This window comes from Flavobacterium sp. 5 (assembly GCF_002813295.1).
Taxonomy (GTDB): Bacteria; Bacteroidota; Bacteroidia; order Flavobacteriales; family Flavobacteriaceae; genus Flavobacterium.
Map to the genome: position 1 here is coordinate 3,478,185 of NZ_PHUE01000001.1, position 21,196 is coordinate 3,499,380.

A 21,196-nucleotide genomic window follows, 5' to 3' on the forward strand; every position below is an offset into this window, starting at 1 on the left:
AAAAATATAATAACTATTGGGTTTTTGCCCTGATTACTGTTGGAACTATGAATGCACAAAAATTAGCCCATTTAGACAAAACTAAATCTATTGAAGAACGTGTTGATTTGTTGCTTAAGCAAATGACATTGGAGGAGAAAGTGGGACAAATGAATCAATACAATGGTTTTTGGGAAGTTACTGGTCCAGCTCCAAAAGGAGGAACTGCCGAGTTGAAATATGAGCATTTGAGAAAAGGATTAGTGGGTTCGATGCTGACTGTTCGTGGGGTAAAAGAAGTTCGTGCGGTTCAGAAAATAGCCGTTGAAGAAACTCGATTGGGAATTCCTTTGATAATTGGTTTTGATGTGATTCATGGGTATAAAACGTTGAGTCCAATTCCGTTGGCAGAATCGGCAAGCTGGGATATGGATGCGATTAAAAAATCGGCCGCTATTGCAGCAGCTGAAGCTTCGGCATCTGGAATTAACTGGACTTTTGGTCCAAATGTAGATGTTGCCAATGATGCCCGTTGGGGACGTGTTATGGAAGGAGCAGGAGAGGATCCGTATCTAGGAAGTAAAATTGGGATTGCCAGAGTCAAAGGTTTTCAGGGAGAAACCATTGCCGATTTAGCTAAAGTTAACACAGTTGCAGCGTGTGCAAAACACTTTGCTGCATACGGTTATGTTGAAGCAGGATTAGAATATAATACTGTAGATATCAGTAATTCTAAATTGTATAATTCGGTTTTGCCACCATTTAAAGCGACTGTAGATGCGGGTGTTCGTACGTTTATGAACTCATTTAGTACACTGAATGGAGTTCCGGCAACAGGAAATGTGTTTTTGCAAAGAGATATTCTGAAAGGAAAATGGAACTTTGACGGTTTTGTAGTTTCTGATTATGCATCGATTCGTGAATTAATTGCACATGGTTATGCAAAAGATGAAGAGGACGCAACATTGAAATGCGTGGTTGCAGGATCGGATATGGATATGGAATCGTATTTATATGTGGCTAAATTGGCAGATTTGGTTAAGGAAGGAAAAGTTGAAGAAAGTTTAATTGATGATGCCGTTCGAAGAATTTTGCGTGTGAAATTTGAATTAGACTTATTCGATGACCCATATAAATATTGTGACGAAGAACGTGAAAAAGAGGTTGTAGGAAGTAAAGCTAATAACGATGGTGTTTTGGATATGGCTAAAAAATCTATCGTGCTTTTAAAGAATGATAAAAATTTGCTTCCGCTAAAAAAATCAGGACAAAAAATCGCTCTGATAGGTGCTTTGGCTAATGATAAAAACAGTCCGTTAGGAAGCTGGAGAATTGCATCAGATGATAATACGGCTGTTTCGGTTTTGGAAGGAATGCAGCAATACAAAGACAATAAACTGACTTTTGAAAAAGGTGCTGATGTGGTTATTGGAGCCACTTCTTTTGTTAATGAAGTTGTTATAAATACTTCTGACAAAAGCGGATTTGAAGCGGCTAAAAAAGTCGCCATAACAGCGGATGTAGTAGTGATGGTTTTGGGAGAACACGGTTTTCAGAGTGGAGAAGGACGCAGCAGAACTGATCTTGATTTGCCTGGTGTGCAACAGGAATTACTGGAAGAAATTTATAAAGTGAATCCAAATATTGTTTTGGTCTTAAATAATGGACGTCCACTGGCTATTTCATGGGCTGCAGAACATATCCCAGCCATTGTTGAAGCTTGGCAGTTAGGAACTCAGACAGGAAATGCTGTAGCGCAGGTTTTATATGGTGATTATAATCCAAGTGGAAAATTACCAATGTCATTTCCACGAAATTTAGGTCAGGTTCCAATTTATTACAACAGATATAGCACTGGAAGACCCATTAATACTGATAAAAATGTATTTTGGTCGCATTATTCAGATGTTGATAAAACGCCTTTGTTTTCGTTCGGTTTTGGTTTGAGTTACACGAAATTTGAATATAAAAACCTAAAATTAAATAAAGCTGCTTTCGCAAAAGGTGAGTCTGTACAAGTAAGTGTTGAGGTGACGAACGTTGGGGATTTTGATGGAAAAGAAGTTGTACAATTATATATTCATGATGATTATGCAAGTATTATCCGTCCGATAAAAGAGTTGAAAGGTTTTGAATTAATTAATTTAAAAAAAGGAGAAACTAAAACAGTCTCTTTTTTATTGACAGATAAGGAACTTGGTTTTTATGACAATGATGGAAATTATTTAGTAGAGCCTGGAACTTTTAAAATCATGGTTGGAGGAAATTCTGATACAGGTTTGGAAAGTGGTTTTGAATTAAATTAAAAATACTAAACCCAATAGGTTTTAAAACTTGTTGGGTTTATTTTTTGACTAAAATAAAATTGTAAAAATAGTTTTAATAAAATTGAAGAGAGAGTATAATTTAATGAGATTCTAAAATTCAAAATTGTGACCAAATATATTGATAGATCTCAAATGTTATTTGGTTTTATTCCACTTTTTTGAAAGTATAACTGAACACTCTTTGGAATGAGGGTAACTAAAAAAGAAAGTATGAATACATTTTTTAAAAGGTGCTTAGCACTATTATTTGTTGTTGTTCTGTTTGATTCTTGTTCAAAAAGTGATGATGATTGTGTACCAATTGTTTGTAAAAATAAAGGAGTTTCAAATGAAGTTTGTGGCTGTGATTGCCCTCCAGGATTTTCGGGAACAGATTGTTCAACGAAAGTTCCTCCAGCGAGAATTATTATTAGTAAAATTAAAATTACAGGTTTCCCAAGTAATAAAGAAGATGGGTCTAAATGGGATTTAGCAGGTACTTCAGAAGATGCAAAACCTGATGTAGTGATAGTATTGAATGAAAATTCTGTTGATCCTCCACTTTTTGTCTCACAACCAGTATTTAATGTTTCCAATATTGATGGAGATTATATATCGATTACTTTGGATACTCCAATTGTAATTTCAGATATTAATGAAACTCTTCACCTGTTTATGTTTGACTATGATTTGGCAGATAATTATGAGTTTATGGGTGGATGGGATTTTAAAATGTTCAATGAAAAGAATATGATTCTTCCAAAAGTAATAAGCATAGGTAGTGGTAGTGGCGTTGTTAAGTTTGAATTGCAAGTTTCCTATGAGTGGTAATTACTAGATAAACAAATTTTAAATCATCAAATTTTCTTGATTGTTTTGGCTTGAGTGGTTTTCAATATTTTGTATTTTAAATAAATAAACTAACACAAAATTTACTAATTTGCACTGATTATTATTGGTGTTAATTAGTGAAATATGTGTAAATAAAAAATAATGAAATATAACAGATGTGGAAAAAGCGGGTTATTATTACCTGAAATTTCTTTAGGATTATGGCATAACTTTGGGTCGGTAGATAATTTTGAAAATGCAGAAAGCATTGCTAAGGAAGCTTTTGATAAAGGAATTACCCATTTTGATTTGGCTAATAATTACGGACCAGTTCCGGGCTCTGCAGAGGAGAATTTTGGTAAAATTCTATGGCACAATTTTCAGGGAAATCTACGTGATGAAATCGTAATTTCTACAAAAGCGGGTTATACAATGTGGGATGGTCCTTATGGCGATTGGGGATCCCGAAAATATTTATTATCGAGTTTAGATCAAAGTTTAAAACGCATGAATATTGATTATGTGGATATTTTTTATTCCCATCGTCCTGATCCGGAAACGCCAATTGAAGAGACTATGATGGCACTTGATCACGCTGTGAGAAGTGGTAAAGCTTTATATGTTGGAATCAGTAATTATTCGGCAGAACAGACTAGAATAGCGGTTGATGTTTTAAAACAATTAGGAACGCCTTGCTTGATTCATCAAGCGAAATATTCGATGTTAGTTCGTTGGGTAGAAGATGGTTTATTAGATGTTCTTGAAGAAAAAGGAGTTGGTTGTATTGCATTTTCACCTTTGGCACAAGGACTTTTAACTGATAAATATTTGAATGGAATTCCCGAAAATTCTCGTGCTCATAATCCAAACGGGCATTTGAGAGAAGATGAGGTTACCGAGGAACGCATTCAAAAGTTAATTCAATTGAATGAAATTGCTAAAAATAGAAACCAGTCTTTAGCTCAAATGGCATTAGCTTGGTTGCAAAAAGATAAACGAATAACTTCAGTTTTAATTGGTGCTAGTTCAGTAAGGCAGTTGAATAATAACATTGAATGTTTGCAAAATCTTGTCTTTTCTTCAGATGAAATAAATGCTATTGAAGAAATTTTAAAATAATAGACTTAACTCTCCCATGTTTGATCATCTTAAAAATAAGTTCCCAATAGATAGCCATAAATGGGAGAGTTACATAAAGTCTTTTCATAAACTTGAGGTTCCTGCAAAAACAGTTCTTTTGAATGAGGGCAAAGTTTCAGATCGAATGTTTTTTATCGAAAAAGGCTGCATCAGGTGCTGGTTTAATAAAGATGGAAAAGATTTAACGCTGCAGTTTTTTTTTGAAGGAGGAATGGTTGGATCTATTGAAAGTTTTAGAAAAAGAATACCAAGTCCGATTACAATTGAAACCATCGAACCTTCTGTTTTATGGTATGCTGATAAAAAGGATATTGATTCCATCCTAAATGAATTAATTGAAATTCCAGAAATAAGAGAAAAATTTATTGATAGTATTTTCGAACGCACTTTTGATTATATAAAACATTTTGTTTCGTTCATAAAAGATTCTCCCGAACAGCGCTATCAAAATATCTTAAAAGAAAATCCGCAGATTATTAAACGCATTCCTCAACATTACATAGCTTCTTATTTGGGAATTAGTTCAGTTCACTTAAGTAGGATAAAAAATAAACTACTCAAATAAGCCGAATCTTCATTTGGTAACAAATGTTATCGTACAGCCATTTATTGGACACTAATTTTGCTTCATAAAATTTAAATAAAACATTAAAAATTTAAAAATATGAAAGCAGCAGTAATTTATAAAAATGGAGAATTACCACAATATATCGATTTTCCAGATCCAATTGTCGAAAACGAAAATCATGCCTTAATAACAGTTAAAGCTTCGGCAGTTAAAAATTTAGACAAAAACATTGCGAGTGGAAAACATTACTCAGCATTGGAAAAAGCTGAAGCTAAAGTTGTAGGCGGGGATGGAGTTGGTTTGCTTGAAGATGGAACCAGAGTGTATGCATTAGGCCTAACTGGAATGATTGCCGAATACGCCATCGTTGATAAAAACAAAATGGTGAAAATCCCAGAAGGACTTGATGATTGTACAGCGTCTGCATTACCAAATGCAGTTGCGGGTTCTGCAATGGCGTTACGCTTTAGAGCTGCTATTCAAAAAGGAGAAACAGTTTTGATAAACGGAGCAACTGGAGTTACGGGAAAAATTGCGATTCAGCTTGCCAAATATTATGGTGCAAAAAGAATAATTGTAACTGGAAGAAATGAGCAGACTTTAAAAACTTTATTAGATTTGGGTGCAGATGAATACTTAATTCTTACTCAAACCGATGAAGATTTTATAAGCCAATTTAAGATCATTCATGCCAATACACCAATAGATATTATAATCGATTATTTGTGGGGACATTCAGCTGAATTGATTTTAAATTCTCTAAAAGGGAATGGAGCATTTACACATAAAACCAGATATGTTTCTGTTGGTTCTATGGCTGGAGATACGATTCAATTGTCAGCATCAATTTTACGAAGTGTCGATCTTCAATTATCAGGTTCAGGTTTTGGGAGCTGGACTAAAGGCGAAATGAAAAAATTAATAGATGAAATTTTACCTGAAATGTTTGAGTTGGCAGCATCCAAAAAATTAATAATAGAAACTGTTTCGATAGATATAAAAGACATTCAAAAAGCTTGGGATATGAATATACCTGATGGGAAACGATTGGTTATTACAATTTAAACATCATTTTTAAACACGAATTGCACAAATTTCCACTAATTGATTCGTGAAAATTTGTGCAATTCGTGTTAACAATTTCAGGTTGTTATTTACTTTGAATAATAGCTGATAATCCACCACCGCTTGCTAAATGATATTTTAATTTTGAAGTTGAATCTACAGTTATAATTTCTCTTTTATAATCTACTGCTGCTTTTTCAGCATTTAATCCATCAGAGAAAATTTCGGCTTCGTATTTTTTACCTTTTTCAAGGAAAGAAAAATCAATTGTTATTTCTCTTGAATTCCAATTGGTAATAGCACCCAAATACCATGTAGATCCTTTTTTTCTAGCCAATGCTACAAATTGCCCTACTTCACCATCTAAAGCTACTGTTTCATCAAATGTGGTTGGAGTTTTAGCAATGAAATCTGTGCTTTCCTGTTCTTTCATATAAGCCGTTGGGCTATCCGCCATCATTTGTAAAGGCGCTTCAAAAATGGTGTACAATGCCAATTGATGACATCTTGTTCCTTGACTTACAGGATTAGAATGGCTTGGTTTGAATTCACTTTTGGTTGCATTTCGCATGGCTCCAGGCGTATAATCCATAGGTCCCGCCATCATTCGTATATATGGAATTGTACAATCATACAAAGGAACATCATCATTTGGGGTCCATTTATTATTTTCCAATCCTTTTACACCTTCAAAATTTAGAATATTTGGAAAAGTTCTCTGAATTCCAGTTGGTTTATACATCCCGTGAAAATCCAATAGCAATTTATTATCGGCCGCTTTTTGAGCAATATCGTAAACAGAACTCACCATTTTGGCATCGTCACGATCTAAGAAATCAACTTTAAAACCTTTGATTCCTAAATTGGCGTAATTCTTCAAAATACCTTCTGTGTTTTTGGTCAAAGCCATCCAAGAGCTCCACAAAATAATACCCACATTTCGTTCTTTTCCGTATGCGATTAACGCTTCTAAATCAACATTTGGATTGTGTTTCATAATGTCATCTTCAAGACTCCAACCTTCGTCAAGAACCACATATTCTACTTTGTTTTTGGATGCAAAATCAATATAATATTTATAGGTTTGTGTATTGATTCCAGCTTTAAAATCAATGTTGTAAATGTTCCAATCGTTCCACCAATCCCAAGCTACTTTTCCGGGTTTTATCCAACTGAGATCTTTGATTTTTGTTGGTTCCGATAGTTTCTGAACCATATCATTATTGGCCAAATCTTTGTCGTTTTCTGAGATCACAACAATTCTCCATGGGAAATTTCGAGTTCCTTTTGTTTTGACCAAATAATCGGCTCTTTCGGTAATAAGTCTGTTGATATTATTAAATCCTCCATTTTTTTCCTGTAAAGGATATTTAGAAAAACGAGATTCAAAACCAGATTTGTCTTTGTTATTCGTTACAAATAATCCAGGATAATCTTCCAAATTAGCTTCTAAGAAAACGGCTTTTTTATGATTTTTAAAATCAATTAAAAACGGTAAAAAGGCTAAAGTATCTTTGGCAAATTCACTGATTTTTTTATTTTCGTAATGCGCTTCGAAAGATGAAATGTAAGGATCTTTTGGGTTTCTTAAATCACGAACATAAGGCATTAATATATTGTAATTTTGGTCGAAATTTAAAACCACTTCTTCTGATTGAATCGTGATATCTTTTTTCTTTTTAGTGATAAAACGATAAGCAACACCATCATCAAAAGCACGATATTCGATGCTGAAATCATTTTTAAAGTTTAATGTCAGCTGATTGTAATTGTTTTTAACTGATTTCTTTTTGTAAAATGGAGTTTCAAATGAAGCATCAACTGTTTCTTTTTTTGAATTTAAAACTACTGCATTTTTTCCTAAAACTTCATTTTCATCCAAAGTCATTGACATTGCAGATGGCGACAGAATTACATTTTTATCATGTGAAACACTCCAGCTTATTTTGTCATTAACAGCAATGTTAACTTGAATTTTTCCGTTTGGAGAATTCAAAATATAATCTTGTTTCTTTTGTGCAAAAGAAAAATTAAATAGGAGCAATGCGAAGAATAAAGTGATTGATTTTTTCATCAGAATATCTAATTTAGGCTTATTTTACTGTAAAAGTTAAAGTTTGTACACTTGCTGAATTTGGTCCGATCATTACTTCAAAATCACCAGATTCTAATACTTTTTTGAGTTGGTAATTGTAAAACATCAGCTTTTCGGGAGTAATGGTAAATGTAACATTTTTTGTTTCGTTCGGTTTTAGATGCACTTTTGTAAAATCTTTTAATTCCATAATTGGTCTGGAGCCAGAACTTATTAAATCACGGATATACAACTGCACAATTTCATCACCTTCCACTTTTCCTGTATTTGTTATTGGAATTGTTACGATTATATTTTCTGTTTTTGAGATATCTTTCTTGTCTAAAACTGGTTTTCCGTATTGATAAGCAGTATAAGATAATCCGAAACCAAACGGAAACAAAGGTTTGTTGTTGTCGTTTACATAACTTCTCATGCGGCTTGGCTGACGATTGTAATAAGCCGGTAATTCTCCAACGGATTTTGGAATTGTTACCGCTAATTTTCCTGAAGGATTTACTTTTCCAAACAAAATATTAGCTAATCCAGTTCCTGTTTCCTGTCCTAAATAAAATGCCTGAATAATTGACGGAATGTTTTTAGCAACATCGTTTATTGCAAGCGGACGTCCTCCAAAAATAATTGCAACAATAGGTTTTCCTGTTGCTACAAGTTCTTTTACTAAATCATCTTGTAAGCCCAAAAGCGAAAGACTCGAACGGTCTCCCAAGTGGTTTTCTCCCCATGCTTCTCTGCTAAAAGCAACAGTTTCTCCAATAGCTAAAACAATCACATCACTTTGCTTAGCGACTTCAATTGCTTCTTTAATCAAGCGTCTGTCATCTTCTTCCGAGTTTGGAGTTTGTACTTTATCTGCCCAAAATGAAGATTCTTCCAAAGCTAGTTTACAGCCTTCGGCATAGGTAACTTTAAAATCATTTCCAGCGTAAGCAGTGATTCCGTTTAATAAATCTATTCCTTGTCTTGGTTCAGCAGAATATCCTCCAAAATGAACACCTTTTGCTAAAGGACCAATGACCGCCAAAGTTTTAATTTTTTTAGAATCAAGAGGCAAAAGATTATCTTGGTTTTTAAGTAAAACGGCTGCTTTTTCTGCTGCTTCTAAAGCTAGTTTTTTGTTTTGAACTGTATTTGTTACGGATTTCATTTTTGAAACATCAGCATACGGATTGTCAAATAAACCCATTTCAAATTTGAATTTCAAAAATTTTCTCAAAGCATCATCAATACGTTTTTCAGATAATTGCCCTGATTTTACCAAAGTATCTAGCGAATTATAGGCACCATCGTTGAATTGAAGATCTAAATCGATCGTATTTTCGATGGCAATTTTTGCAGCTTCGCGGTTTGATTTAGCAAAATAATGTAAGCCATGAATTTGATCAATGGCACTTTGATCGGACGTTATAAAACCTTTAAAACCCAATTGTTTTTTCAGGACATCTTGTATAAGCCAAGAATTAGCATGATTTGGAACTCCTCCAATTTCATTATAAGAAGGCATTAAACTCACAGGATTTGCATGTTTGATAATATATTCAAAAGGAAATAAATCATTATTCATCAAATCGTAATTCGATATATTTATAGGAGCAGTATTCCGTCCTCCTTCTGGCTGTCCGTGAGCTACATAATGTTTTAAAGTTGTAGCAACATGATTCAAATCTGGTTTAGCGCTTCGGCTTTGAAAACCATTTACTTCGGCATTCCCCATTAAAGCAACCAAATACGGATCTTCTGAAAACATTTCTTCAATTCTTCCAAAGCGTGGTTCTCTAGCCAAATCAAGATTGGGAGCATAAACTTGTACTACGCCTCGGCTTCTGGCTTCGAGACCAGCAACGGTATAAATTCGTTCGGCCAATTCGGGATCCCAAGTACTACCTAGAGCAATTGCTTGTGGAAAAACGGTTGCGCCTCTTGCCATGTAGCCATGAAGACCTTCGCCAATAAATTCAATCGGGATTTTGTTCCCTGTAGAAGTGCTCCATTTTTGAAAAGAATTGAGTGTTTTAACATACATTTCAGGTTCAAAATTGATATCAAGATTTAATCCGCCAATTCCGTTTGGATAATATTTTGACAGACTATCAGCATTCATTTCCCCATTTTGATTTCTGAATTTTTTAAAACCATCAAAAGAACGTATTTGCAATTGCATCTTTTTATCAGCAAGAGACATTTTCTTAATCAGCGCTTCTACTTTTTCATCAATAGAAGAATCTGCTTTTTTTTGAGCATGAAGTGAAAGAGATAATACTGATAAAAATAAGGCTACTATAATTTTCATTTTAAAGGTTTTAATATAGGTCATTAATTCTTAACGTTAGTCATTTTTGGAGTACTATTTTTATCCAAAATCAAATTAGTTTTTGTTCCATTTTCTAATAAAATTGGAACTGCACTTTTATTAATTGGCGATCCAGTTCCTTTAAAATTAGCAATTCGTAAATCATTAAAATTATTGATTTCGATACCATTTGTAAAATAAGGCATTCTCGTTCCTGTCCATGTCAATTTAAAATCTTCAATAGTTAAGCCATCGACGTATTGCCCGTAAATTCCAGGAATGTCACGTTGAATAAGCTGTTGTTTTTCATCCAGACAACCACGAAGATCTATATTTCCTCCTGCTACGTCATTTAGTTTGCTATCAATAAAATCGAAAGTGACGTTTTTAAAATTAACGTTTTGAATTCGGCTTTCTTCAGAACCGTAAATCAGAATTCCATTTTCGGCTTTACAGTTGACATTAGTGAAAGTCACGTTTTTAATAACTCCTAATTTCTCCGTTTCAGTACCCGCTACTTTTACTTTTCCACGAACAGCCGAAATATGAATTGGTTCTCCATTTCCCCACCAATCGCCAGTCCTAAGCTTGGTTTCAATATTTACATTGGTAACATTAATGTTTTCTAACGATCCTTGATCTCTCAAAAATATTCCGATTCCGCGAGTTGAATTGGTGATATTACAATTTGAAATATTAATGTTTCTAACCGAATTATGATCGAAATACCCAATCCTAATAGCGCTCGAAGCTGATTGAAGATTACAGTTTGTTATATTAATATTCTCTGAAGAATGACGTAAATCTTTAAAACCTGGAACTTCAAAATGCGAAGCATAACCCACAACAATAATAGCGTCGTCACCCGCACGAATATCACAATTGCTAACGATGATATTTTTTCCTGAAGTAATGTCAATTCCATCGGCATTTGGAGCCAGCATATTGGTCCAAAGTCTGATACCATCAATCAAAACGCTGTCACAATCGGCGATTAGCATCGTCCAAAAAGAAGATTGTGTGATGAAAACATCTTTTATTGTGACTCTTTTACAGTTGCTAAAAATAATGGTTTGATATGGTCTTTCTTTTGGTACAATTGGTCCGTCACCTAAACCACCATCAGCAACTTTTCTGAAATTTTCTTTTTGGCGTGTGCCTGCAGTACCGCCCCATTCAATTTTTTTTGCTTTTGTAGTGTCAAAAAAAACATCCCCATTGGCATCGATATTTCCGCTTCCAGAAATTGTAATGTTTTCTGAATTCTCTGTAAAAAACATACCGTAATGAACTCCATTTACAGGAGTATAATCATTGATATTAGTGCTTCCTCTTAAAATGGCACCACTTTCAAGATGTAGATTTACGTTGCTTTTTAGATTCACTGTTCCTATCATAAAAACTCCTGTCGGAACCAAAACTGTTCCGCCACCGTTTTTAAAACAAGTATCAATGGTGTTTTGTAATGCTTTTGTATTTATAGTTTTTCCGTCGCCAATTGCACCATATTTTGTGATATCAAAAGTCTGTGACTGTCCTGTTATAAAAACAGAAACTAACAGTAGTGTAATATATTTTTTCATGTTTGGTTTAGTAAAGAATTGGTTTAGATAGTTTAGAAATCACCAATTAAAGGTTTCTATCTGGTTGTTTAATTTCCACTTTTTTGGGAATGGATTTTCAATCCAATCTAGAGGTTCGGCAACAGGTAATTTTTGAGAAGCAATTTTAAAGCATTCGCGAATAGCCTTTTTTTGTTCTTCGCCAGTAGCTTCGGGTTGTGCAGAAATAAATAGGGGAGTGCCACTTTTTGCAACAAGTTCCATCCATTGTTTATTTTTATCCCAAGCGACTTTAGATGTTAGTCCCACGCAATCGGCATCGGCAGCATAAAAAGTTCCTTGTTGAATACCTCTAAAAGCGAGTGTATTAACACCCATTTTCAAAGTTCTTTCCCATTCATTTCCAGAAGTATCATCACCAATTCGGTTGAGTTCAAATAAACCCGCTGCAAAATGACTAATTGTATTGCAACCAATTATATAGGTGTCTTTACTTGCTTTTCGAATGGTTTGGTATAAATTCAATACAATTTCTGCATTGGTTTTTGAAGTATCATTCATCGCCCATTTTTCCGAAGTCATGGCATTGTTTTTTAGCATTTCAAAACCCCATTTCCCGAAGATATCATAGGTGGTAAAATCAAATTTTACCATTTCATATCCCCAATCGGAGTATAATTTGAAATAATTTGCAATGCGTTCTAGATTTTCAGGAATAGAAGGATCAAGAACCGGTTTATTATCTTCTTTTCCACTGCTAAAAGGCAACAGCAATTTTTTATCATCTTTATAACTTGCACATAAAGGACGTGTCCAGATTCCGGGACGCATTCCGATTTGTTTAATCTTGGAAGCTAATTTTCCCATATCTCCAAATTTTTGATTTGGTGAATGCATATTATCACCCCAACAGCAATCATTTTTATGATGAGGAGAATCTTGAAACCAACCCGCATCAATTACAGAGAAAGGTCTGTTTGCCAGTCCTTCAGCCATTGGCGCCATCATCTCAGTATGTTCCAGAATGAGTTTTTCGGAATTGTTACCGTAACTAAAATACCAATCGTTTATACCATAAACTGGTTCTTTTGGCATTCTAGCCTGATCGCACATTATAGCAGTAAAACGTCTCGCTGTTTGAAAAGGAGTTTCGTTTAATTTGCTTTTAATTGATACAATTTCGGCAGCTTTTAGTTTTCGATTGCCTAACTGAACTCCATTTGATCCCGAAAGCGTATCTAAATGCAGATTTAATTTTCCATTTTCAATCTGCCAGCCGCAAAATGTATTAGCTCCTGTTTTTACACCAAATCCAAGTGTTTCATTTTGACTAATTTCTAAGAAATACCAAGGCAAAATTTCAGTTTCGGATGGTTTATGCCAGGAAATATCGCCGTACGTTCTTTCCCAATGATCGTTCAATATGGTAGAATTACTTTTGCTTGGCGTAATCCAGCTTAATGTTATTTTGCTCAGACTCACATTTGGAGCTTCAACAAAAACTACAATTCCAGTTTTTGTTTTTTCTAAAGTTACCTGAACATTTTCATGTGACCATTTTTTGTCAGATCCAGAAAGTTGCACTAATTTATCATTAATTATTGCAGATACCTGATTCGGAAAAATCATTGTATTTGCATATTCAATCTCAAAATTTTGGCCTAAAATAACATCACTTAATAATAATCCAGTTAAGGTAAACCCTGTATTTTTTATAAAATTTCTGCGGTTCATTTTGTTATTTTTAAGATTGTTATTTTAATTAAATTCAACTATTTTTTAAATTTGGTATTGTATTTCTTGACGATTTCTAAAGTCGATTTATCAGAAGAAAAAACCGAGTTCAAACCTTGTGGTTCTTGTGGAGGATCTGTAGTAAGCGGTTCACCAGGATTCCATTTTCCATCAGCATGAATTGCTTTTCCTTCACCGCCAAAACCCCAAAAGTTGGCTCCTTGCAACGGTCCATTATTAGCTACACTTTCGGCAACTCTTCCAAAAATATAATTATAGAAAACATTTCTATTTGCAACAGAAGAATCCGCGATTAAATTTTCGTTTTCTCTTGGCAAACCAAATTCTTCAATGATAATTGGTCTTTTTAAATTGTTCGCCACTTTTACATGTTTGTCGATATAAACCCCAGCATTTTCAAGAGTTGCTGGCAATGTTTTTTCAGCATTATCCGCTTTAAACCAACCCCAGTTTTTAGGCCAGATATGCATCGTCAAATAATCGATATTTGGATTTAGATGGGTTCTTTCAAAAGTTTCCATGCTATCATTAGAACTATTAAGCCCCTCAGAACCTGTAGAAACCAAATGGTATTTATCCAGACTATCAATCAAATTCACAATATTATTTAACCAAACTGTAAATTTGGCTTCATTTTCTGCTGTAAAAGTGCGGGGTTCATTACCCACTTGCCAAGCCATAATGGTATTGTCTTCAGTATATTTTTTATGAGAATAAGCATTAGTTCTTCCTATAATAAACTTCACGTGATTTTCTAAGGCTTTCATACAAGGTTCACAGCTATGAAACTGTTCTGTGTAAGCCATAAATTGTGGCCATGTATTTGGTGGAATAGCCGGAACAGGAACTGGACCTTTGCCGTTCCATTCCAAATATTGTGACATTCCGCCAGACCATTCCCAGTTATTGGTCAAATACAAAACTGCATACATTTTTCGTTTGCTCATTTCGGCAATCAAAAAATCCAATCCGTCAAGTAAATCTTCATCATATTTTCCTTGTTCGTATTGTAATGCAGGGCGAACAGTAAAATCGTATTTTCCGCCGTCACCACCAACCAAAATTCGTAAATTGTCAATGCCTTCTTTTTGCATAAAATCAAGTTCACGAAGCAATCTTTTACGATCTCCAACTTTCTTGGATGCGAGTAAACTTCCATACCAATAGTTCGTTCCAATGTACGCATAAGGCTTGTCACCTTTGTAAAATTGAGTTCCTTTAACGGTGATTCTTTCTTGTGCCTGACATGCTATTGTAGCAAAGAGTAAAGCAAAACCAAGTGTTTTTAAAAATTTGTTTGTCATTATTTATTTTTTTAGGAGCTATTTCCTGCTGTCCGCTGTATCTTTTATTTTTTAAAGGAAAAAATAAAAGGTAATTGCGAGAGCAATTCGACCATCAGGGCTAGGGATTTACGTTATTTAAGAGAACTTAAGCGTTTATTTTGGCAACTCATACATTTTTGGTAAAGTATTCACTAATGCCGATTTTGGTTTTTTTGCGAATGTTTTAAAATCATCAGCGTTAGATGCTGCAGGTGTAGGAACATAATAACCATCTTGATTATTATTCCAAAACATAACATAACTTATCTGAATATTGCTTGCTGTTAAAGTGCTGTATAAGTAAGTAGAAAACCAATTGTTTACTGGTGGTACACTCGCAGAAACTCTATAGCCAGTTTCGGTCATGGCCGCAATTTTTACTTTAGTTGTTGCCAAATCGGATAGCATTTTTAGTTTTGCATTGGCTTTGTCAGCACCAGTTTGTCCCTGATTATTAAGGTCGCCATAATTATCCATTCCCAATACATCAACATAAGTATCACCTGGGTAGCGCTTCAAATAATCAGCTGATTTTGAATATGAATTATCAGGAGAAAATGCATATAAGAGATTATGAACTCCTTTTGCGTCTCTTAAATAAGTTACTGTAAATTGATAAGCTTTTTTGTATTCTTCAGCAGTGCAAAAATTAGATCCCCACCAAAACCAACTTCCATCAAACTCATGAAAAGGTCTAAAAATGACAGGAATTAACTCCCCATTTATACCTTTTAAATTTAAGAAAACGCGAGCTACTTTGTCTAATTTTTTCTTATACCATTCGTGATTAACTCCACCTGTTAAGATACTTTTAAAAGTGGTAGTTTTCTGTTCTGTTGTCATGTCATCGGCATAAAAACTATCTTCATTATTAGGTTCTCTTAGGTGCCAAGACATGGTGTTGATCATTCCTTTTGCATAAGCGGATTTGATATCGTTTATCGTTTTTTGTTCTTGTTGGTAAAACCAATTGTCGGATTGCTCATTATTATTTTTATCTGTGATAAATATAAAGTCAGAGCCTAGTAGAGCAGGGTTATATGTCGTTGTTTTTTTTATGTCAGATTCATTAGTTGCATCATTATTATAAAACCCATTAAAAGCATCTTGTTGACCAATAGCAAATTTGGTTTTAGCTAAGGTTTTTAGGTTATAAAATAAAGCAATCGTTTCTGCGGTAGCGTTCGGGTCAGCCATATGCGTAGTTACGTTTTGCGTTGTTAATGGGGCAGTATTTACGACAACTGGTGGATCTACTTTTGATGTATCCGTTGTGGAGTCGCTTCCAGAACAAGAAAATAAGGTGAATATCCCTAAAAGGACTGAAACAGTATAATATTTTGTCATGAGTGTATTTGTGGTTTTGGAAACCAATCGATTGGATTAGTTTTATTTGAAATTAACAGAAATCGCATCAGCATAAAGAGTTCCTGTTGCGAAACCTAAAGCAAGCATGATTCTGTATTTTTTTGCCCCTTCAGGAATCGGAAATGTTTTAGTATAGAAAGCCCAATCGGTAGTACCAGTTATAAAAGTTATATTTTGGTCATCTCCCGTTTTTTGGTTGTCATTTCCTGTAAATGCTACATTCAGTAAACCATTGTTCCATGCATCTTTTCCTTGTTTTATGGCATCAGATTTTAACCAACCAGAAACTGTTATAGAGCTAACATTATCTGGAATGGTAGCAATTTGGTCAATTCCATTCCAATCAAAAGTATTTGAATTTAATACAAGTGCCGATTTTCCTTCTTTGAAGATAGAGGTGGAAACCGTTGCGTTTCCACGCCATGAATTTATTCCATTTTCAAAATCACTATTTGCTAATTCTGTTGTTTTAGATTCAGAATCAGTAGTTGCCATTTTTTTAGCATTTTCTTCTTCTTGTATTTTATTGATTTGTTCTTGAGTTAAGGCAATAGCTTTTAAATCATCAAAAAATATAGTTCCGTTGGTTTGCCCTAATGCTAGCATAACTCTAAATTTTGAAGCTCCTGCTGAAACTAGAACTGTTTTTTTGTAAAATGTCCATGCAGTAGTACCTAATACTGAGGCAATACTTTCGTTTTTAATTTCTTTCTCGCCTGAATTCAAAAATGCGATGTCAAATTTTCCAGTATTCCATTCATTTTGGCCTTTTTCAATTCTTTCGGCTTTTATCCATCCACTAAATTCAATGGCAACTGTATTTTTTGGAATACTCATAATTTGATCAACTGCTTTCCATTCTGCTCCCACATATTGATTGATAGAGCAACTGTTTTTACCAGTTTTCTTATCAAAAGTAGAAATGGTTCCAACATCTTCTCCTCTCCAATTTAATAATTCAGTTTCAAAACCACCATTTTTGATTAGATTGGTTTGTGCATTATTTGTTGAAATAATTAAAAAAAGACTCAATGCAAGCAATACTTTCTTCATATATTAAATTTTAGTGGTTAATTTTAACTGAAAAGCATACAGAATTCGTTGATTAACTCGCAATTCTATTAATTAATTCTATACAGGCTCTACCGTTATGATATGGGCATTTCCAAAAGCCAGCTTTGTCTTTTTCTATAGTCGAATAATCGCTATAAACTCCCCAAAACCATTCTCCATTTTCTTTATCAATGATATGTTTTTTTGTAAAATCCCAATTCTTAAAAACAATATCCAAATATTCTTGTTTACCAGAAATTTGCCAAGCTGTAAAATAACCAATGATTAATTCGGCTTGTGGCCACCAGTGTTTTTCGGCCATTAATTCCTTAGTTTCGGGATTATATTCATACCACAATCCGCCATCGGTATCTATTCCTTTTTTAGTTACATCGGCAATTTGAATCGCATATTTTTTATAACGGTCGATTAGTTGTTCATCTTCAATGATTTCTGCGCATTGCAATAAAAGCCAAGCAGCTTCAATGTCATGACCATATGAGATTACATCTTTCTTTTCAATCCAATTTTCATCAAAAAACAGTCTTAAATTTCCTGTTTCGGTATTGATGAAATAGTTGCCGATGGTTTCTAATAGATCAATAATTACCTTTCGTAATGATTCGTCTTTCCAGACGTTGTATAAGTTTGCAAATCCTTCAACGATGTGCAAATGCGTATTCATTGTTTTCTTTTCGTTGGCATCTTTTTCGCTTAAGCGTAAATCTTCGATAGGTTGCCATTCACGGGTGAAAGCTTCTAGATAGCCACCATTTACATCATCATAGCTATATTCTTGAATTTTATTATACAAGGAAATGGCAAGTTCCAATGATTTTTTATCAAGGGTAACCGAATAATATTCGCTCAATCCATAAATGACAAAAGCAATTGCATAAATTTGATTTTTGGTTTCTTTTGGAGTTCCATCTGGGTTTATACTCCAAAAGATACCGCCAAATTCAGTGTCGTAAAAGTGTTTTGAAATGTATTCAAAAGCGCGTTTTGCGGTATTTAAATGGTCTTTGTTCTTAGAAATTTTATAAGCAGAAGAAAAAGTCCATAATAATCGTGCATTAAGTACAGACCCTTTTTCTGCTTCATTATTTGTGGTATTATTGTAATCTATCTGACCAACAAAGCCTCCATTTTTTTCGTCAATAGTATTTTTCATCCAATAGGAGAGAATACTTTGAAGTTCAAGTTCAAGTTCTGTTTTTAGATTTTTTAAATTTGAATTCACAATTATGAAATTTCTTTGTTTTTATTTACTTGCCTAATTATAGTATTTACAGAACCAGCCGAAGTCAAAGTATCTTCTGGAGTATTGATGACATAATCTACCAATTTTTCTACTGAAGAAACCGCTACGTGCATCCTAGTATCTGAAGATGCATAATAAATGAAAACAGTTCCATCATTATCTTCAATCCATCCATTAGAAAATAAAACGTTAGAGACATCTCCAACTCTTTCTTCGCCTTCTGGCCCCATAAAATGACCAGCAGGAGCATAGGTTACTTTTGCAATGTCATTTAGATCAGTCATGAACATGTATAAGGTATAACGCAAACCTGCAGCAGTGTTACGAACACCGTGAGCCAAATGCAACCATCCTTTTTCAGTTTTGATAGGAGCTGGACCAAGTCCATTTTTTAGTTCATAAACTGTATGATATTTTTTTCCGTAAATGATTTTCTCTTCTTTTACGATAGGATTAGACATGTCTTCTACGTAACCAAGTCCAATTCCACCTCCGTTCCCAACATCAATAAATCCGTCCTGAGGGCGAGTATATAATGCATATCTTCCATCAACAAATTCTGGATGCAATACTACGTTACGTTGTTGACCAGTATTCGAAATTAAATCCGGTAATCTTTCCCAGTTGATTAAATCTTTGGTACGAACAATTCCTGCATTTGCAATAGCAGTACTTGTATCACCTTTTGGCGCAGAAGGGTCTTTTCTTTCTGTGCAAAAAATACCATAAATCCATCCATCTTCATGGTTTATTAATCGCATATCATATACGTTTGTATCTGGCTCTTCTGTTTGAGGAATTACACATGGTTTGTCCCAAAACTTGAAATTATCAACTCCATTTGGACTTTCAGCAATAGCGAAGAATGATTTCCTATCCGCTCCTTCAACACGTGCAGCTAGAACATAACTATTATTCCATTTCATAGCACCAGCATTGAATGTTGCGTTTATTGCAATTCTTTCCAAAAACAACGGATTTGTATTTGGGTTAAAATCAAATCTCCATTCCAATGGTGTGTGCGCAGCTGTTAGAACTGGATTTTTATAACGAATATATATTCCGTTTCCAATACCGTCTTGTGGTGTATTTTTGGTTTGTATTAATGTGTTAAATTGGTTTTCAAGTTCCATTTTTATTTTTTTTAAATCTGGCTGTAGTGCTGTTGTATTCATAGGTTGAATGTTCTAAATCAAGTATTATTTATTTTATATTTCGTTTTTCATTAAGATCGTCTTCAATAGCTTGTAACTTTTCTTCTGATAAAGGATAGAATAGAATAAAAAGTACAGATATAGCTGCAGCAATTGCAGGAAGTATGCTTAACATTAATTGTATTCCAGTTTGCGTGGTGGCTGTTTGAACAACATTGGCTTGGAATCCATAATACCCCAATAGCCATCCTGTAGCAGCACCTCCAATAGTCCAACCAAATTTTTGTGACATCGAAGAAGCAGAAAAGATAAGACCAGTAGCTCTTCGTCCTTGTTTCCATTCTGAGTAATCGGCACTATCAGCATACATGGACCAGATTAAAGGAAAAATACAACCTGCACAAATACTAATTAGTATTTGGAAAACCATAATAAGAATTACATCTTCTTTTCCTAAATAATAGAAAATGATACTCAATATTGCAGCAAGAGTCATAGCACCAAAGAAGGTTTTCTTTTTTCCAATTTTATTTGCAATAGGAGTAGCTACAATAACACCAATAATATTTGCAGCTTGTCCAAGAACCAAATAAAGTGTAGTTGGAGTCATTGCAAAATTCTCTCCCATAATGTTGAAGCTATAACTTATTGTACTACTTACATAATATTTAAAATAATAAACAGCAGCTCCATCACGAATTGAATTAAATATTAAGGCTCCGATTCCAGCTCCTAATAAAATCCACCAAGGTCTGTTTTTAAGAAGGTCATTTAAATCTTCTTTTAAGTTAGGTTTTTCATCGTTTATAGGTTGTATTCTTTCTTTGGTGAGAAGAAAACAAGCCCAAAAGAAAACAGTAGTAATCATTCCAAAAACAATAATAGTATATAACCAACCCGTTTTTGAGTTTAAGCTTCCTCCAAAATGATTTACTAAAGGTTCAATCAGCCATAGTGCTAATAAACTTCCACCAAAAGCAAAAACCATACGGTAAGACGAAAGTGTTGTACGTTCTTTCCGGTCACCAGACATTACACCCAATAAAGAAGCATAGGGTACATTAATAACAGAATAAATCATCATCATTAAAGAGTATGTAACGTAGGCGTATATTATTTTTCCTTTTTCGTCAAAATCAGGAGTGTAAAAAGTCAAGATTCCTATTAGTGCAAATGGTATTGCTGTCCATAATAAGTACGGTCTAAATTTTCCCCAGCGGCTTTTGGTACGGTCAGCAAGAATCCCAACCAAAGGATCAAAACAGGAATCCCAGATACGTGTTATTAAAAACATAGTTCCGACTACTGCTGGCGCTATTCCAAAGACATCTGTATAAAAAAACATAAGATACATACTGAAAATTTTCCAGAACATAGAGGACGCAGCATCTCCTAATCCGTAACCAACTTTTTCTTTTAATTTAATTTTTTCTTCCATTTT

The 21,196-nt window shown here is 34.2% G+C and carries 15 protein-coding genes; 5 read left to right on the forward strand and 10 right to left on the reverse strand.

Features of this window, described 5'->3' with window-relative positions; genetic code table 11:
* The first annotated feature begins 47 nt into the window (after window positions 1-47).
* The 5 genes from bglX to CLU82_RS14575 all read left to right on the forward strand — a co-directional run bounded on the left by bglX (window position 48) and on the right by CLU82_RS14575 (window position 5,889).
* Window positions 48-2,285 (forward strand): beta-glucosidase BglX, encoded by a 2,238-nt coding sequence (gene bglX / locus CLU82_RS14555; protein WP_100843759.1) that lies wholly within the window; start codon window positions 48-50, stop codon window positions 2,283-2,285.
* 231 nt (window positions 2,286-2,516) lie between these two features.
* The gene (locus CLU82_RS14560; RefSeq protein WP_157813366.1) at window positions 2,517-3,116 is read left to right on the forward strand and encodes a hypothetical protein; all 600 of its coding nucleotides are present in this window, start codon (window positions 2,517-2,519) and stop codon (window positions 3,114-3,116) included.
* Window positions 3,117-3,278: 162 nt separating this feature from the next.
* Complete coding sequence (mgrA, locus tag CLU82_RS14565) at window positions 3,279-4,235, forward strand: L-glyceraldehyde 3-phosphate reductase (RefSeq protein ID WP_100843761.1); 957 nt, start codon at window positions 3,279-3,281, stop codon at window positions 4,233-4,235.
* A gap of 16 nt (window positions 4,236-4,251) precedes the next feature.
* Window positions 4,252-4,821, forward strand: a complete 570-nt coding sequence (locus CLU82_RS14570; RefSeq protein WP_100843762.1) for a Crp/Fnr family transcriptional regulator — start codon at window positions 4,252-4,254, stop codon at window positions 4,819-4,821.
* Window positions 4,822-4,920: 99 nt separating this feature from the next.
* Window positions 4,921-5,889 (forward strand): zinc-binding alcohol dehydrogenase family protein, encoded by a 969-nt coding sequence (locus CLU82_RS14575; RefSeq protein WP_100843763.1) that lies wholly within the window; start codon window positions 4,921-4,923, stop codon window positions 5,887-5,889.
* An 85-nt stretch (window positions 5,890-5,974) separates the two neighbouring features.
* Here the strand turns inward: CLU82_RS14575 and CLU82_RS14580 are convergent, their stop codons facing one another.
* From CLU82_RS14580 to CLU82_RS14625, 10 genes are all read right to left on the reverse strand, one after another.
* Window positions 5,975-7,963: a glycoside hydrolase family 97 protein gene (locus CLU82_RS14580; protein ID WP_100843764.1), complete on the reverse strand. Its 1,989-nt coding sequence runs from the start codon at window positions 7,961-7,963 to the stop codon at window positions 5,975-5,977.
* 19 nt (window positions 7,964-7,982) lie between these two features.
* Window positions 7,983-10,274 (reverse strand): glycoside hydrolase family 3 N-terminal domain-containing protein, encoded by a 2,292-nt coding sequence (locus CLU82_RS14585; protein ID WP_198520228.1) that lies wholly within the window; start codon window positions 10,272-10,274, stop codon window positions 7,983-7,985.
* Between the two features lie 23 nt (window positions 10,275-10,297).
* On the reverse strand, window positions 10,298-11,857 hold the full coding sequence (locus tag CLU82_RS14590; protein ID WP_100843766.1) for a glycoside hydrolase family 28 protein: 1,560 nt from the start codon (window positions 11,855-11,857) through the stop codon (window positions 10,298-10,300).
* A gap of 39 nt (window positions 11,858-11,896) precedes the next feature.
* Window positions 11,897-13,570 (reverse strand): hypothetical protein, encoded by a 1,674-nt coding sequence (locus CLU82_RS14595; protein ID WP_100843767.1) that lies wholly within the window; start codon window positions 13,568-13,570, stop codon window positions 11,897-11,899.
* Window positions 13,571-13,608: 38 nt separating this feature from the next.
* On the reverse strand, window positions 13,609-14,895 hold the full coding sequence (locus CLU82_RS14600) for a cellulase family glycosylhydrolase (RefSeq protein ID WP_100843768.1): 1,287 nt from the start codon (window positions 14,893-14,895) through the stop codon (window positions 13,609-13,611).
* 135 nt (window positions 14,896-15,030) lie between these two features.
* A complete protein-coding gene (locus CLU82_RS14605) occupies window positions 15,031-16,263 on the reverse strand; it encodes a glycoside hydrolase family 26 protein (protein ID WP_100843769.1) in 1,233 nt (410 codons plus the stop codon).
* A 42-nt stretch (window positions 16,264-16,305) separates the two neighbouring features.
* Window positions 16,306-17,337, reverse strand: coding sequence for a hypothetical protein (locus tag CLU82_RS14610; protein WP_100843770.1), 1,032 nt, complete (start codon window positions 17,335-17,337; stop codon window positions 16,306-16,308).
* A gap of 52 nt (window positions 17,338-17,389) precedes the next feature.
* A complete protein-coding gene (locus CLU82_RS14615; RefSeq protein ID WP_100843771.1) occupies window positions 17,390-18,580 on the reverse strand; it encodes an AGE family epimerase/isomerase in 1,191 nt (396 codons plus the stop codon).
* A gap of 2 nt (window positions 18,581-18,582) precedes the next feature.
* Entirely contained in the window at window positions 18,583-19,734 is a 1,152-nt protein-coding gene (locus CLU82_RS14620; protein ID WP_198520273.1) for a glycosidase, read from the reverse strand.
* Between the two features lie 70 nt (window positions 19,735-19,804).
* Window positions 19,805-21,193, reverse strand: coding sequence for an MFS transporter (locus CLU82_RS14625; protein WP_100843773.1), 1,389 nt, complete (start codon window positions 21,191-21,193; stop codon window positions 19,805-19,807).
* Window positions 21,194-21,196: the final 3 nt, after the last annotated feature.

Excerpts from the sequence above, each read along its gene's own strand:
- bglX (WP_100843759.1), top strand. The coding sequence starts at position 48 with ATGAATGCACAAAAATTAGCCCATTTAGACAAAACTAAATCTATTGAA.
- CLU82_RS14560 (WP_157813366.1), top strand. The coding sequence starts at position 2,517 with ATGAATACATTTTTTAAAAGGTGCTTAGCACTATTATTTGTTGTTGTT.
- mgrA (WP_100843761.1), top strand. The coding sequence starts at position 3,279 with ATGAAATATAACAGATGTGGAAAAAGCGGGTTATTATTACCTGAAATT.
- CLU82_RS14570 (WP_100843762.1), top strand. The coding sequence starts at position 4,252 with ATGTTTGATCATCTTAAAAATAAGTTCCCAATAGATAGCCATAAATGG.
- CLU82_RS14575 (WP_100843763.1), top strand. The coding sequence starts at position 4,921 with ATGAAAGCAGCAGTAATTTATAAAAATGGAGAATTACCACAATATATC.
- CLU82_RS14580 (WP_100843764.1), bottom strand. The coding sequence starts at position 7,963 with ATGAAAAAATCAATCACTTTATTCTTCGCATTGCTCCTATTTAATTTT.
- CLU82_RS14585 (WP_198520228.1), bottom strand. The coding sequence starts at position 10,274 with ATGAAAATTATAGTAGCCTTATTTTTATCAGTATTATCTCTTTCACTT.
- CLU82_RS14590 (WP_100843766.1), bottom strand. The coding sequence starts at position 11,857 with ATGAAAAAATATATTACACTACTGTTAGTTTCTGTTTTTATAACAGGA.
- CLU82_RS14595 (WP_100843767.1), bottom strand. The coding sequence starts at position 13,570 with ATGAACCGCAGAAATTTTATAAAAAATACAGGGTTTACCTTAACTGGA.
- CLU82_RS14600 (WP_100843768.1), bottom strand. The coding sequence starts at position 14,895 with ATGACAAACAAATTTTTAAAAACACTTGGTTTTGCTTTACTCTTTGCT.
- CLU82_RS14605 (WP_100843769.1), bottom strand. The coding sequence starts at position 16,263 with ATGACAAAATATTATACTGTTTCAGTCCTTTTAGGGATATTCACCTTA.
- CLU82_RS14610 (WP_100843770.1), bottom strand. The coding sequence starts at position 17,337 with ATGAAGAAAGTATTGCTTGCATTGAGTCTTTTTTTAATTATTTCAACA.
- CLU82_RS14620 (WP_198520273.1), bottom strand. The coding sequence starts at position 19,734 with ATGGAACTTGAAAACCAATTTAACACATTAATACAAACCAAAAATACA.
- CLU82_RS14625 (WP_100843773.1), bottom strand. The coding sequence starts at position 21,193 with ATGGAAGAAAAAATTAAATTAAAAGAAAAAGTTGGTTACGGATTAGGA.